Annotated in this window: 14 protein-coding genes and 3 pseudogenes; 7 read left to right on the top strand and 10 right to left on the bottom strand. The window is 68.7% G+C overall.

Annotation, left to right across the window (positions count from 1 at the left end):
• The first annotated feature begins 2 nt into the window (after window positions 1–2).
• Window positions 3–824, top strand: a complete 822-nt coding sequence (locus IE118_RS32810; RefSeq protein WP_229847070.1) for a polyprenyl synthetase family protein — start codon at window positions 3–5, stop codon at window positions 822–824.
• 440 nt (window positions 825–1264) lie between these two features.
• On the opposite strand, the gene IE118_RS32815 is transcribed toward IE118_RS32810, so the two are convergent.
• The 4 genes and pseudogenes from IE118_RS32815 to IE118_RS32825 all read right to left on the bottom strand — a co-directional run bounded on the left by IE118_RS32815 (window position 1265) and on the right by IE118_RS32825 (window position 5806).
• Window positions 1265–2650, bottom strand: coding sequence for a Fic family protein (locus IE118_RS32815; protein ID WP_189561742.1), 1386 nt, complete (start codon window positions 2648–2650; stop codon window positions 1265–1267).
• Window positions 2651–3295: 645 nt separating this feature from the next.
• Complete coding sequence (locus tag IE118_RS32820; RefSeq protein WP_189561743.1) at window positions 3296–4060, bottom strand: class I SAM-dependent methyltransferase; 765 nt, start codon at window positions 4058–4060, stop codon at window positions 3296–3298.
• A 124-nt stretch (window positions 4061–4184) separates the two neighbouring features.
• Window positions 4185–4447 (bottom strand): annotated as a pseudogene (locus IE118_RS34320) (ATP-binding protein); the annotation flags it as partial.
• A 315-nt stretch (window positions 4448–4762) separates the two neighbouring features.
• Window positions 4763–5806, bottom strand: a complete 1044-nt coding sequence (locus IE118_RS32825) for a saccharopine dehydrogenase family protein (protein WP_189561744.1) — start codon at window positions 5804–5806, stop codon at window positions 4763–4765.
• 125 nt (window positions 5807–5931) lie between these two features.
• Between IE118_RS32825 and IE118_RS32830 the strand changes: the two genes are divergently transcribed.
• Window positions 5932–6867 (top strand): helix-turn-helix domain-containing protein, encoded by a 936-nt coding sequence (locus IE118_RS32830; protein ID WP_189561745.1) that lies wholly within the window; start codon window positions 5932–5934, stop codon window positions 6865–6867.
• 313 nt (window positions 6868–7180) lie between these two features.
• Window positions 7181–7438, top strand: coding sequence for a hypothetical protein (locus IE118_RS32835; protein WP_189561746.1), 258 nt, complete (start codon window positions 7181–7183; stop codon window positions 7436–7438).
• A gap of 236 nt (window positions 7439–7674) precedes the next feature.
• Here IE118_RS32835 and IE118_RS32840 read toward each other — a convergent pair whose 3' ends face one another.
• Both IE118_RS32840 and IE118_RS32845 read right to left on the bottom strand, forming a co-directional pair.
• Entirely contained in the window at window positions 7675–8229 is a 555-nt protein-coding gene (locus IE118_RS32840; RefSeq protein ID WP_189561747.1) for an Imm32 family immunity protein, read from the bottom strand.
• A 212-nt stretch (window positions 8230–8441) separates the two neighbouring features.
• Window positions 8442–8588: pseudogene (locus IE118_RS32845) on the bottom strand (snapalysin family zinc-dependent metalloprotease); the annotation flags it as partial.
• 65 nt (window positions 8589–8653) lie between these two features.
• Between IE118_RS32845 and IE118_RS32850 the strand changes: the two are divergent.
• Window positions 8654–9193 carry a hypothetical protein gene (locus IE118_RS32850; protein WP_189561748.1) on the top strand — a complete coding sequence of 180 codons (540 nt, stop codon included), beginning with the start codon at window positions 8654–8656 and terminating at the stop codon, window positions 9191–9193.
• Here the strand turns inward: IE118_RS32850 and IE118_RS34840 are convergent.
• Window positions 9167–9332 (bottom strand): annotated as a pseudogene (locus tag IE118_RS34840) (GP88 family protein); the annotation flags it as partial. The gene IE118_RS32850 and the pseudogene IE118_RS34840 overlap by 27 nt on opposite strands.
• A 239-nt stretch (window positions 9333–9571) precedes the next feature.
• Here IE118_RS34840 and IE118_RS34560 point away from each other — a divergent pair.
• Window positions 9572–9703, top strand: coding sequence for a hypothetical protein (locus tag IE118_RS34560; RefSeq protein ID WP_268248989.1), 132 nt, complete (start codon window positions 9572–9574; stop codon window positions 9701–9703).
• A 210-nt stretch (window positions 9704–9913) separates the two neighbouring features.
• Here the strand turns inward: IE118_RS34560 and IE118_RS32855 are convergent, their stop codons facing one another.
• Together IE118_RS32855 and IE118_RS32860 are read right to left on the bottom strand one after the other, a co-directional pair.
• Complete coding sequence (locus IE118_RS32855; protein ID WP_189561749.1) at window positions 9914–10411, bottom strand: hypothetical protein; 498 nt, start codon at window positions 10409–10411, stop codon at window positions 9914–9916.
• Window positions 10412–10776: 365 nt separating this feature from the next.
• Window positions 10777–11622 (bottom strand): SDR family oxidoreductase, encoded by an 846-nt coding sequence (locus IE118_RS32860; RefSeq protein ID WP_189561750.1) that lies wholly within the window; start codon window positions 11620–11622, stop codon window positions 10777–10779.
• Between the two features lie 148 nt (window positions 11623–11770).
• Between IE118_RS32860 and IE118_RS32865 the strand changes: the two genes are divergently transcribed.
• A complete protein-coding gene (locus tag IE118_RS32865; RefSeq protein ID WP_189561751.1) occupies window positions 11771–12163 on the top strand; it encodes a winged helix-turn-helix transcriptional regulator in 393 nt (130 codons plus the stop codon).
• A gap of 236 nt (window positions 12164–12399) precedes the next feature.
• Here IE118_RS32865 and IE118_RS34565 read toward each other — a convergent pair whose 3' ends face one another.
• Complete coding sequence (locus IE118_RS34565; protein ID WP_268248990.1) at window positions 12400–12534, bottom strand: hypothetical protein; 135 nt, start codon at window positions 12532–12534, stop codon at window positions 12400–12402.
• 400 nt (window positions 12535–12934) lie between these two features.
• Between IE118_RS34565 and IE118_RS32870 the strand changes: the two genes are divergently transcribed.
• Window positions 12935–13592, top strand: a 658-nt coding sequence (locus tag IE118_RS32870) for an MMPL family transporter (RefSeq protein WP_189561752.1), incomplete at its 3' end; no start/stop codon positions are given.

The following is a 13592-nucleotide window of genomic DNA, read 5'->3' on the forward strand; positions in this document are numbered from 1 at the left end:
GCATGGAGTCGGCCAAAGCCGTCGGCGGCACCGCCGACCAGGTGCTGGCTTTCGCAGCCGGCATCGAATGCCTGCACGTCGCCAGCCTCGTCCACGACGACATCATCGACCAGGATCCGGTACGCCGCGGGCGGGCCTCCACCGCCGAGCAGTACGGCCTCGCCGAAGCCCTGGTCGCAGGCGACGGACTGTCGATGGCCGGTATCGCGGCCCTGCTCAGCACCGGCCCCGACGAGCGCGTGCTGCACGCGGTAAGGGTCACCGTCGACGCCCTGCGCCACATGTGTCAGGGCCTCATGCGCGAAACCGAAATCCGCGGCGACCTGACCTGCGGCGTGCCGACCGTCCTGAACGTCATGCAGGCCAAGACCGCCGCACTGACCGGCGCCGCCTGCCAGGCCGGGGCCATCCTGGCCGGAGCAACCCCCACGCAGCACCAGGCCCTGCACCGGTACGGAGAACAGCTCGGCATGGCCTTCCAGATCCGCGACGACCTGCTCCCCTACACCGCCGAGGACCAGATCACCGGCAAGACAGCCACCAGCGACGTCGCCAACCTCCAACCCACCCTGCCCGTCCTGCTCGCATACGAAGTGGCCGACAAAACAGACCGCGACTGCCTGACCACCGTATTCCGCGGCGCCACCGACCCCGTCACCGCACACCGGGACGTCCTCGCCGTACTGACACGCACCGGCGCACTCCACAAGGCGGCCCAGATGGCATCCTCCTGCGCCGAACAAGCACGCGCCGCACTCACCGGCCTCCCGGACTCCGCACAACTCGCCGAACTGGCCGCCTCAGCAGCCGACCGCCTGCACTGAAACACCCCGCCGCTGCGATCTTGCAGGGGATGCGCCGGTATCCGGCCCTCCCCACCTGCTGTTCATCCTCACCGGCGTCTCCCCCGAACCCGGGTGGAAGGCAGGATCAACGACCTGCAGAGAGAAGGCCGCCCAGCACCCACTGGTCGCCGCACTCGCCCGCGAAGTGCCGCTGGGAGCCACCGTCCTCGAGAACCTCGAACCCCACGGCCCCACCCAAGCGAGCGATCCGATCTCGAAGCGCGGTCCGAGCAGCCCACCGGGGTTCCGGCCGCGGCCTCCTCCGCGCGCTGGCACGACGCGACATCGACGTCTCCTGGCGGCGGGACCGGCGGCAGTGGAGCCCGGTCGGGCACCTCGCAGACGGACAGGCGAACGCGCCGGTGACCGTGTCGGTGTGACTGAGCGCCAGAGGTGGCGGCACTCGCCAGCTGAGGCGCTCACCTCGATGCTGAGCCGGTCGAGTCGGCGGAGCGGCGCCGAGTCTCCGCAAGATGGATATTGATGTAGCGCAGGAGGATCAGCGGGTCCTGCGGGTCGTCGGCCTCGAAGGTGACGCGGCGCAGGAGGCTGACTTGGTCGAGTGCGATTCCCTCGCAGGCGAGGATGAAGACGAGGGTGAGGAAGGCGGAGCGGGCGTTGCCGTCGTCGAAGGGATGGAAGAAGCAGATGTCGAGGTAGACGCGGGCGGCGCGGGCGGTCACACCGAGGGGCCTGCCGGTCTCGAGTGCGCTCTCGGCCAGGCACCTGTCGAACCGGGCACGTGTGTCCGGTGCGATGCCGTAACGCTCCCGGCTTGCCTTGGCGAAGGCGGGCGAGGTGCGGAACGGTGGCGGCTGCGGGGTTCCCAGGATGTGCTGCTGCCAGCTGCTGAGCAGTGCGAAGTCGAGCCGTGCTTCGCGTGCCGCATCGGCTCGCAGCGCTTCCAGGGCGCTGAGCATGCCTGCGGCTCGGGCAGGGTCGATGACGGCGTCGAAGGCTCGGATGTCCTGCGCCGCGCCGTCGCGAAGGGGTATCACCGGTCCGTCCGTACCGCCGTCCGGGATCTCGTGCCACGGCACCGATGCGCGTAGCGCGAGCCAGCGCTGCAGATGGTCCTGGGCCGGCGCGTCTGCGCGGGTACGGCCGTCGGCCGGCCGCAGCGAGAGCGCGAGCTGCTCCGCGACGTCATCGACCAGCACCGTGTCAGGACCGGTCCAGCTGTGGAACCGCCCGCCGATCGCCTCGTCGACCAAACCCTGGGCAACGTCGGGCGCAACGTCCCAGCGAAGGAGGAACCAGGTGAGCACCTGGCGGCAGTGGCCGTGCCAGCCGCTGCCGCACCCGGTGCGGTCGACGACCTGCAGGATCAGATTCCTCGCCGCGCGCTCCCACAGGATCCGCTGGTCCTCGATGTCGGCCAGGTCGAGGGGGTACGCCTCGAACCAGCCGGCGAGGTACTCCAGCCACTCGCGCCACTCACGCAGGGCCGCCCCGACACGGTCCAGTGTCTCCTCCGGCGTCGTGATCGAATGCCGTGGGCAGCACCAGTTCCCTACTGGTCCGCCGTCGAAGTCACCTTCGTCGTGCGACCAGCGCCACCCGATGGCCCAGCGTCCGTACTGCTGGACCAGGGCGTACGACATGGCGTCGACCCAGGACTCGGCCTCCCCATAACTCCAGGCGCTCATCATGGGGTCCCCGAAAGGAACATCCGGGCGAACAGGCACACACCGGGCCGGGCCGAGCGAGCGCACCGTCTGTGCCACGGACGCGCTGTCGAAGGCGTGACAGGCGGGGTCCACGGCGTCCCAGGCCAGGAAGCGAGGAGCCAACTCAACGATCACCGCGCAAGGGTGCCACGCTCCCCCGGCGCCCCCAAATGGTTTTTGCCCTGCTCAGGAGTGCGACGGACCCGTGTCGCCACGTCCTCCGCATCGCCCCGCCACCTTGAGCGCTCGTCCACCCGCCGCGGCGTCCTCCTGAATCGTTCGTAGGGCGCACTTTCTGCCGTACGAATCGCGTACGAACAGGTCAGGGTGGCAGCGGACAGGCCGTCCTCTCGGGCGAGGGTCGAGGGATCTACCCCGGTGCGGCCGGCGCCGTAAGCGGGTCCCACCGGGGGGTGCTCACTTCGACAGAGGAGGTCAGTGCGGTGGCGCAGGGTAGTGCAGCGCCCATCGCCGCGTGGGTGGGCGCGGCGGGGAGCGGGGCCCGGGCAGGCGCGACACGGCGGCCAGCCCAGCAGGCCGGGCAGAGGTCCCCACCGGGCCCACTTGGAACGCGGGTCCGCCCCGATGGATGGTGATGGTGGCTGCGTAGTACGCCAATGCGTCGGTGCGCTACTTCGCCGTCCCGGTGGCCGCCGACAACGACGGCGGCTCGTTCACGGTGACCGGCGCGCCCGGCGTGGTGGCCGGCCCGACGCTGGCCATGGCGGCGCGGTCACCGTACGGCGTGAGCGTGCTTGCGTGTGAGGGGGTTCTCGTTGCTCAGGAGGAGGACAGCACGGCTATGTCGTACCGCTCCGTCACGGGAACCGGGCATGTGGTCGGCTCGTCCTGGGCGTCGGATTGCAGCCGCCGCAGTCCTTCTCGGAACTCCGCCACGGTGAGCTGGGTGAACTTCGACTGGGGCTGAGACCTCATGCGGGCGTGGTAGTCCCGGAGACTGGCGGTGACGGGTCGGGCGAAGGACGTGACGGTCCGAGCCGTGAAGCCGGCTGCGGCGAAGTCCTCGAGCACCTCGGGCTGGGAGGGAAACCGCTGTTCGTCCAGCTCGCGCAGACGCGGCCAGTAGTCGTAGACGCGTGCATCCAGCCGTTCCCGGAATGTGGTCCGGATGACCGTTACGCCGCCGGGCTTAAGGATTCGGGCTAGCTCGCGTGCGACCCGGACACGGTCGGGCAGATGGTGTATCACGCGGGACAGCACGGCCAGGTCGAACAGGTCGGAGCGGGTGGGCACGGCTTCCGCGGTGCCGGCCAAATAGTGGACCGCAGGGTGGGAGTTGAGACGCTGAGCCTGGGTGAGCATGGGTAAGGAGGCATCGACACCGACCACCCCCGAGGGCGCCAACCAGCGGGCCATCGCCGAGCAGAACATGCCGGTTCCCGCTCCGATCTCCACCACGGCAGGAGACGAACGGCCCGCGAAAGAACCGATCAGGTGTACCCAGTCGCGAAGTGATGCATCGGGCATCTCATTGCCGCCCTGGTAGACACCCGCCAACCGCTCATCGTCATAGACCCTGCTCATACCAAGGATGCTTGAGGCTTCGACGCTGCAGGGCAAGACCACCTGTTCGTGCACGTTTCGACGCCTGAAGTCAGCACATCGGGCACGACCCGGCACCCGTGAGGGCAGCGGGCCGCCGTGGTGGTCACGGAGGAGTCCGCCGGCCCGGGCAGGCCTCTTCAGCGCAGGCCCGGGTGTCGGCGAGGCGGCAGGAGTTCGTGCCGGTCTCGATGAATGGTGCCGACGATGGTGAGTCGATCGACGATGCCCGCGCTGAGGCCAGGGGTCGTTCAAGGTCTTGGTCCAGCCGCCTAAAGACTCGCCGGAGGCGAACGCGATGTTGTTCTTCTCCTCGCGCCCGGTCAGCACCTGGACGGGGAGTTCGGCGCCGTGCCCGCCGAGCTCCAGTGGGGAACCGGCCCGTTCGACAGCGACTCCGCCGCAGACTTCGTCGATGCCACTGAGGGACTCCCCTACCAGCAGGTCATCGACGTGTCGGGGCGGGCATCCCAGCGGGTCACCGATTCCGGAGAACACGTCGACGGCAAAGACGGGCCGAAGCCGGTGCCGCCGGCGCCCTCGTCGCCAGCACCCGCCCGGACAGTTCCATCTTGACTGACCCGATGACAGCCCCCACCAACCCCTGCATCAACTGCCGGCCTCCCGTCGCGCGTCGGCGACCCTCGCACTGGACCGTGTTCTCTGCGGGGCGGTTGGCTCGGTTCAGGCGTTCTGCTTATGCGGGTACAGGTCGAGTGTGATGTGCGGGGCGAGGGCGTTCAGGAAGTCGGGGGCGTCGAAGATCTCGCCGGCCGAAACGACGCCGACGGCTTTGGTGCGGCCGGTCAGAACGCGCTCGAGGGCCTCGGTGACGAGAGGTGCGGTGACGGCGTAAATGTCCTGGCCCCTGGCCGTGATCCGGCGTTCGGCTCCGCCGGAGCGGACGACAACGTCGACGAGGAAGGTCTGATTGGAGCGCCCGCGTTCGTCGGCGGCGGTCGGGGCCGGCGTGTCGGGGGCGACGACGTCTCGGGCCGCCTCGGCGCTCATGTAGGTCGTCACGTCGGGGATGGAGAGGTGCTGGGGGACGGTGACGACGTCCGCCATCGTGAACTCCCCGATCACCGGCCGGGCCCCCATCGGCTCCGGGAAGGCCCAGTCCAGGGTGGGCGCGGGGTCGGTGCGGCGTTCCCACTGTCCGCCGCTGTAGCGCAGGCGATAGGCGCCGCGCCGCTCGCGGGAGACGGCGCCCGAGAGCCGGGTACCGGTGGTGGGGTGCCAGTTGCTGAGGGCGTAGGCGAGGTGTGCCTCGTCGGCTTCGGTCCACTCCCCCATCGCCGCGGTGGTCAGCAGGTCGCCGAGGCCGCCGAAGAAGGCCATGGCCGGGACGACCACCGCTTGCGCGTCCCGGGCTTGCTCGCGGTAGCGGGCGAAGGTGTCGAGGTTGGCCTCGAGTTCGGCGGCCACGTCCAGGTAGGGGATGTTCGCGCGGAGCGCGGCCTCGATGACGGGGCCGGTGGTCGATGCGAAGGGGCCGGCGCAGTTGATGACCGCCGCCGTGTCAGCCAGGGCCCGCTCCAGTGAAGCCGGGTCCTCGGCCGACGCCACCCGGGCCTCGAACCCGTAGCTGCTAGCCATCTCTTCCAAAGCCTGGGGGTTGCGGCCGGACAGTACCGGGACGAACCCACGCGCTGCCAGCTCCGCGACCACGAACCGCCCGGTGTGACCGTAAGCGCCGAACACCGTCACCGGCTGACCTGACCCCATGAAACTCTCCCCTGCTCTCGAACACCCGCTGCCAGTACGGACCTTCGGCCCGACATGCACATCCTGTTCCTCCGGCAGCACCCAGCACGAGCGTCGGAAACGACATGACGCGTACAGTTCCGGACATGCCTGCTGTTGCGCTGGCCGTCACCGACGGCATGCTCCACTACGAACTGTCCGTGGCCCTCGAGGTCTTCGGAGCCGACCTGACCCACATCGTGGACCCCTGGTACGACTTCTCCCTCTGCGGGAACGGCCCCGTCCACGTCGACCGCTTCCGCCTGGAACCCGACCACGGACTCGACCACCTCGCCCACGCAGACACCGTGATCGTCCCCGGATGGGCCGACACCGACCGCGACCCGCCCGCCGAACTCGTCGACGCGGTCCGCGCCGCCCACACGGCCGGTGCCCGCGTGGCCTCACTGTGCACAGGCGCCTTTGTCCTGGGCGCGGCAGGACTCCTCGACGGCAGACGTGCCACCACGCACTGGGCCCACACGGGGGAACTGGCCCGCCGCCACCCGGCGGCCACCGTCGATCCGGACGTCCTCTACGTCGACAACGGCGACGTCCTCACGTCCGCGGGCAAAGCCGCCGCCATGGACCTGTGCCTGCACCTGGTCCGCCTCGACCACGGCTCAGCCAACGCCAACAAGATCGCCCGACGCCTCGTCACCCCACCCCACCGCGACGGCGGCCAGGCCCAGTTCATCGCCACCCCCCTCCCCGCCCCTGGCAACCACCCCCTGGACGCACTCCTCCCCTGGGTGCTTCAGCGGCTGGACCAGCCACTGACCGTGGAGGACCTGGCCCGTCAGGCCCGTATGAGCTCACGCCACCTCACCCGCCACTTCAAACACCTCACCGGCACCACACCCCTGCAATGGCTCCACACCCAGCGCATCCGCCACGCACAGGAACTCCTGGAAACCACCGACGCCACCGTGGACACCATCGCCACAACCACCGGCATGGGCACCGCCACCACCCTCCGCCGCCACTTCCACCGCAGCGTCGGCGTCCCACCCGACACCTACCGCCGCACCTTCCGCCCCTGAACACACACCAACTACGGATAGGAGTGCCCGGTGACTCAGGGACGGCTCGGACGTGTGCTGGAGCGGCGTCGCGCACAACGGCAGCCGGCGCCAGCCCGGCAGTGCCGCCGCCCCGGTGCACGGGCCCGGCACCAACAACTCCGGAGAACACACTCGTCGGGGGCACACTGCCGTTCACGCCCTAACCAGGCAGTTTCGTCTAATTCAGTCGGTCGTTGGTCCGGGCTGGGCCCGCCACCAGGTCACCACCGAGCCGGAGCCCTTGCGGATGATCCGCAGCAGTCGCTGCCCCAGCTTGATCGACGCGCAGGCCGTGCGCACCGTCGATACCGTCCCCGCGGCCACCAGAGGCTTCGACGCGGTCAAGAAGGTGAAAGGCCGCCAGCGGTTCATCGTCGCCGACACCCTCGGCCTGCTCCCGGCCATCCACGTCGTCGCGGCGAGCATCCAGGACCGCGACGGCGCGAAGCGACCGTTGCTGTGGATCAGGTCCGATCACCCGGGGTCCGGAAGGTCCGGGCCGACCAGGGCTTCGCCGGCCGCCTGGTCGAGTGGACAGCCCAGATCCTAGGCCGTGACCTCGAGATCGTCCGAAGGAATCCCCGATCAACACGGCTTCCAGGTTCAGCCCAAGCGGTGGGCGGTGGAACCAGGGACTACGAGACCAGCCCCGCTCATGCGGAGACGATGATCGGCATCACGGTCGCCGCCTTGCCCGAGGCCGACCGGCAACTCGCCCAGGCCCACGATCGCTAGCTCGCACTGATGCCTACAGGCTCAACTGCGGTGCGGCCGACGACTCTCCGCTCATTTTATGAATGCAATAACTAACGGGTCCGACTCCGGCGCGATGAAGTCGTATGTCGGGGAGTCGACGTGGCAATGATCGCTTGTATCCGCCTCAGAGGTGAATCCATCGACATTGTCGGCGAGGAGGTCGAGAGCCTCCCGCCGTCCCCGGATCCTCAGGATTTGGGCTTCCGTGACGATCGAAACGCCGGCCTGCTCCGGATCCTCCTGGAACACGATCTCGGACAGCGACCTTTCATAGGGAAAGGGACGCTGGTTCTCAGAGAGATCACAGCTCCCAGCCTCCCCCCGCAGCAGCTGCCCGAACGCCAGCAGCCCTTCACGCGTCCCAGAGAGCTCGATCTCCCTGGTGTCCCCGCTGTACAGAACCTGCAACATCACACCCCCTCCAACCTGCCGATCGTACCGAGTATCAAGGCGGAGCTCCCAGAGGGCTTGCCACCGGGCGATCTGGCCGTCGGGGACACCCCAGGCAGCGAGGTAGGCGGCGATAGTGCCCCAGGCCGTCGGGAGGGTGGTGCGGTTGAACAGACAGCTGACAGTGCCGGCCAAGATGCGTCCGGCAGAACGCTCGCTGACGGCCTGGTGGGTCAGGCCGCTGATCACACAGACGTCTGCGAGAGCCGTGAAGAAGCCCGTGACAGTGCGGACCGCCCCCGAATCGGCCAGGGCCGCTCACCGTTCACGGTTTCGGGCGACCGGTTCGGCGTTCGCCTCGGCGGCCGCCGCCGCTGCTCCTCGGCTGGTGCCGGCGTGCGGCAGGGTCAGTCCACGGTCACCACATTGCCAGGAGCATCCGCCAGGCCGGCGGACAGGCTGCCGAACCTGCTCTCGACCGCTGCCTTCTCGGCCGCGTTCGGGTACGGGTTCGTGCACGAGACGCCGACGCTGCTTCCCGACATCAGGCTCGTGGCAAGGATAATCGTAGGCATGAATTCCGCCTTGTGGGTTGTCGACGCCACGCACAATGGCCTGCATGCAGGAGTGGATAGCGGCGTTAGTCGGGTTGTTGGGTGCGGCAGTTGGCGCTGGGGCGGCGATGTGGGGTGCTCATAGGGCGGCGCGGGCCGGCCAGGAAGCGCTGGCCGTGCAGATCCGCAAGGAAGATGAACGCTGGAGGCGTGACCAGCGGCACACGGCCTACCAGGCGATGTTTCGTGCCGACATGGCGCAGCAGGCAGCTGCGAAGGCTGTGATCGGGGAGAGGCATACGCACGACGACGAGCTGTCCCCGGAGTTGAAATCGCTGATCACCGAGGCTCATGAGGAGGCGCTCGCCGCGCTGTCCCTCATTGAGCTGTGCGGGCCGCTGCCCGTGCTGGAGGCGGCCGAGGAGTTGGAGAGGGCGGGGCTCGCGCTGATGCAGGTCTACTCGTTCCCGAGGTCTCAGGAGAACTTCACGTCGGAGGCACCCAGGGCTACCGCGCGGCACTGGGCGGCACTGAAGGCGTTCCGCACGGCAGCCAGGGATGCCCTGGGGTACAGCAACTCAGGGGATTGGGCTGCCACCTCTTGAGGTGCGAGCAGCGCGACGGGCGTCCTGCTCAGCCTGCCACCGGCGGAAGGTGCGGCCCTGCATGAGCCTGCGGAAGGGCCGGGATGTTGTTGGAGGGGATGCCGACGGAAACGGGGCCGAGGACGGCCAGGAGGTCGCTGTCGCTGGTACCCGGATCTGCCCGGCTCTTGGTCCGGGCGCCTCGTCGGCTTCCACGACGACCCCGGCCTGCTGCTCGCCATCCCCGGCCGCGGCAAACCTGCCGGACGACGCCGTGGACTTCGCCGCCGCCGGTGCCGACACACTCGGCGCCTGGGTCCAGACCCCCGCCTGTTTTCATGGACGCGCTGCCGGCCCACCTGGAGCGCATGTACCCGCGCCCCGGGTATCACTCGTGAGGTGCTGCGCCTGCGATACACGGCGGAGAACCTGAACCCCAACACCAAGCTGTGCGGCAAACGCAGCCTGCTGGAGCTTCTCAGCCCTGCCCGGCCCACGGACCGCAGCGCCCCGCGCCACACCGGCTCATAGACGCTATACCCTCCGCCTGTGACGACCAGCCGCAGCCGGACCGAGAACCCTCGCCTCCATGCACTCCTCCACTACCAGGCGCTCCTGGAGGGTACGGACTGGGTGTCGCTCGAAACCCCGTCCGGGCCGGGGACCGGCGAAGCCCTGCCGACGGCGCTGGCACGCATCCTCGACCCCGACCCGGTGGCCGGGTCCGACATCACGCAGGCCCTAGTCGGGGATTCCTGGCATGCCCCATCGGGCGACTCTGTCGCTGACTTCGGCTTTCGGGCAGGTACGGCGCCAGGTCGTGAGCGCCGGGGGGCGGGCCGGGCGGCCGAAGAGGCGCTGCCTGCCGTGCACGTTCAGGCGGAGTGTTGCCAGGTCGTGCACGTTGTCGTGAATGAGGACGACGCGGGTGACATGCTGGGGGTCGTGTTCGGTGGTCCGTCCGCCGACGCGGCGGAGGCGGACTCTGGCAGGGCCGTCGGCTCCACCCGGGACGATGCGCGCTTCGACCAGACGCCGTCGGTCCCACCCCAAGTACGCGATCTCCCCGAGCAGGTAGACGGCACCTGCGTAGAGGACCCAGGTAGCGTCCGAGTCCGTCCACATCAGCAGGCCGAAGAAGCCGAGGCAGCCGGCCGTCACCCCGATGCGCAGGAGCCGCGGAACCATCTGCATGCTCTTGTCGTCCGCGTCCCACAGCAGATCCTCGCTGGCAGCCATGCCGCCATCATGTGCCCTGCCCGTCTCCGTGGAAAGCCCAGAGCGTGCTTCAAGGACAGGTCGACGCTGGGGACTTCGACTCATACTGTGCTGCGTGTCGGTCCGGTTCCGTGGGCTGCGCGGTGATGCGTCCTGCATGGGGGCGATGCGGCGGATCGTGGAAGGCCGGCCGCAGCGAGCAGGAACCGGCGAACCAGCCGCTGCCAGGTGATCCTCTGCAATTGCTTCCCGTTGAGTTTCTCGAAGGAGACTCCCCAGCTCTCCGCTCAGCAGCCGATTGATCACGACATCACACAGGCCCTAGTGCAGTCGACAGTGGGACATGAAGAGCTCGACCAGTATTGCCGTGGCTGGTGACAGCGGTCTCATCGGAAGGCGGCGATGTGACGCTGAGCCCAGTCGGCGAAGGTGCGGGGCGTGCGGCCGAGGACCTGCTCGACGTCGGGGCTGATGCGCTGTTCGGCGAGGGTGGGCTCGCCGAGGATGGTCAGCGTGGTCTCGACCACGGGCTCGGGCATGAACTGCAGCATCTGCGCACGGGCCTCGTCGCGGGTCTGCTCGATGAACCGGACGGGTTCGCCGAGTGCGTCGGCAATCGCCTCGGCCTGCTGACGCGGCGTGCTGAGTTCGGGCCCGGTCAGCTCGTAGATCTGTCCCGCGTGGCCGTCCTCGCGCAGGACTGCGGCGGCGACCTCGGCGATGTCGTCCGGGTCGATGGTCGGCAGGCCGATGTCGGCGAATGGCGCGGCGACGGTCCTTCGGGCGCGGACCGACTGGGCCCAGGCGTACGCGTTGGAGTTGAAGCCACCGGGCCGCAGGATCGTCCAGGCCATGCCTGACTGCTGGACGGCGTCCTCGATGGCGCGTGCCGTACCTCCGTGGGAGGCCGACCGGGGGCGGGTCGCAACTCCTTGGGAGGACAGCAGGATGACCCGGCCGACGCCGCCGGCCTTGGCGACATCGAGGATGTCCTGTGGACTCAGCAGGTGCGCGCTGGGGCCGCCGTTCTGCAGGAACAGCGCGTCGGCTCCGTCGAATACGGGCCGAAGGCTCTCAGGATCGACCAGGTCCGCCCGCCTGTACTCGACGTTCTCCGGCACATCCGCACCCGAGATCCTCCGGGATGTCGCGGTCACCTGCACACCAGTTGCCGCGAGGGCCTGCACGAGCGATCGGCCGACGTTGCCGGTCGCCCCCGTCACTACGAACATGAACTACTCCCGTGTCGATTCAGCATGGTTGTCGCCACCCGAGCAGGTGGGACCGTCGTGGAGAGCTGCTCTCCGAGCGACACGGGGACGCTAACACCGTCGATATAGTAGGTACCTAAGGGAAAGTGACTATCCGAACGGGGTGTCCGTGGTCGGCAATACTGACTGGGTGACGGCGGCGGAGACCGACCCGGAGCTCGCCTGTCCGACCAGTGCGGTCGTGGACATCGTGTTCAGCCGCTGGACGACGCCGATCCTCTGGACTCTCCACAGGCATGGCCGGCAACGGTTCGTCGAGCTGGAACGACGGATCGGCACGATCACACCGAAGGTACTCACCCAGCGGCTGCGGCAGTTGGAACGCGACGGCATGGTTGTGCGTACGTACTTCCCGGAGGTCCCCCCTCGGGTCGAGTACGAAATCAGCGAGCTGGGTCGCAGTCTGGCCCCACTCTTCGCCCACCTCGCCGAATGGGCTGCCGGCAACCTGGAGAAGGTCGAGCAGGCCCGGCACGACTACGACACCGATTCACCCAAGTAGGGCCTCAGCGAGAAGGTCCGTGTCGGACCTTCCGCTACCTGGTGATGCCGCACGCACGTGGAACGAAGAGCCGGGCAGGCGATTCTCGCAGAGTCCCAACAGCGGTGGGCCCCACTCGGTGGAGTGATCTCAACGCGTTCGGCCCCCTTGGGTGGTGAAGGTGGAGATGAGCCACTGGCCCTTCCAGCGTTCAGCCCTGGCTGTCGCGGTGTAGCGCAGCGGCTGGTTGGTGGGCATCAGGAGGACCTGTCCTCCTGATGCAGTGGGCACTTGGGGATGTCAATGCCGTCCGACAGCCATGCCTTCGGCGCCTTGGCGTCCGCGTCGAGGCTGGTCACCTTCGTGTCGTGGTGCGCCAGTTCGCCGCGCACGACGATCCCGACCTCTTTCGTCGGTGGCCCGATTCAGGCGGGTGCAACCAAGGGCCCCAGGGTGGCCCAGCGCTCGAGGCCGGTGCCCTTCTCGGAGCCTGTGCGGTAGGCCTCGGGTTACGCCTCGGTCATGGCCCGGTACACGGCCGGCACCTTCGCTCGACACCGTCACCGCCGGCACGGACCAGGTGGACGCCGACGCGTCGATCATCCGGCCCGACGGCTGTGTCGCCGGGGCCTTGCCCACCGGGCAGAAGCTCGACCCCACCACGCCGGTGCGTGTGTCGGGCACATGGTTCGGCCGAGCGGTCTGAGCACCGTATTAACAGTCGTCTCAGGTTCACTCAGTAGGAATCAGGCCTCCAGACACGCAAGACGACCCGTATGTAGGAGGCTAGTGATGGCAGTCGACGCTGCGCCGTCCGGGCAAGCGCCGGCCGGTCGGTTGGCAGGCCGGTGGGTGCCGTGGTTGGTGATCGGCCTGTGGCTGGTGCTGGCGGCGGGTATGGTGCCGCTGAGCGGAAAGCTGAGCTCGGTCACCACGGACAGTGCCGTGGACACCCTGCCGGCCGGTGCCGAGTCCACCAAGGTGGCGGCGCTGGACGACAGTCTCCCCGGCGGTGAGGACAGCACGTTCGTCTTCGTGTACCACCGCGCCGGCGGCATGACCGACGCCGACCGTGCGACGGTCGAGCGCCACTACGACACCCTTGCCGAGCGGTACCCGCCGAAGGAGACGGAGGCGGCCGGCGAGGACGACCAGGGCTCACCGACGAGCCTCTCCACCGACGGCAAGGCGATGACGTTCACCCTTGAGGTGAGCACGGCCTACGGCCCACCGGAGGAGGTCGTCGGGCCGTTGCGTGACGCCGCGAAGGACCGCCCCTCCGGCCTGGAACTCGACGTGACCGGCCCGGCCGCGATCGACGGCGACATGGACGCCGTCTTCGACGGCATCGACGAGCAGGTCCTCCTCACCACCATCGCCGTCGTCACCCTCCTGCTCATCCTCACCTACCGCAGCCCGGTGTTGTGGATCATCCCGCTGGTGGCCGTCG

This window comes from Streptomyces pilosus (genome assembly GCF_014649835.1).
Lineage (GTDB): Bacteria > Actinomycetota > Actinomycetes > Streptomycetales > Streptomycetaceae > Streptomyces > Streptomyces pilosus.

Excerpts from the sequence above, each read along its gene's own strand:
- IE118_RS32820 (WP_189561743.1), bottom strand. The coding sequence starts at position 4,060 with ATGAGCAGGGTCTATGACGATGAGCGGTTGGCGGGTGTCTACCAGGGC.
- IE118_RS32855 (WP_189561749.1), bottom strand. The coding sequence starts at position 10,411 with ATGGCTGCCAGCGAGGATCTGCTGTGGGACGCGGACGACAAGAGCATG.
- IE118_RS32850 (WP_189561748.1), top strand. The coding sequence starts at position 8,654 with ATGCAGGAGTGGATAGCGGCGTTAGTCGGGTTGTTGGGTGCGGCAGTT.
- IE118_RS32810 (WP_229847070.1), top strand. The coding sequence starts at position 3 with ATGGAGTCGGCCAAAGCCGTCGGCGGCACCGCCGACCAGGTGCTGGCT.
- IE118_RS32825 (WP_189561744.1), bottom strand. The coding sequence starts at position 5,806 with ATGGGGTCAGGTCAGCCGGTGACGGTGTTCGGCGCTTACGGTCACACC.
- IE118_RS32830 (WP_189561745.1), top strand. The coding sequence starts at position 5,932 with ATGCCTGCTGTTGCGCTGGCCGTCACCGACGGCATGCTCCACTACGAA.
- IE118_RS32860 (WP_189561750.1), bottom strand. The coding sequence starts at position 11,622 with ATGTTCGTAGTGACGGGGGCGACCGGCAACGTCGGCCGATCGCTCGTG.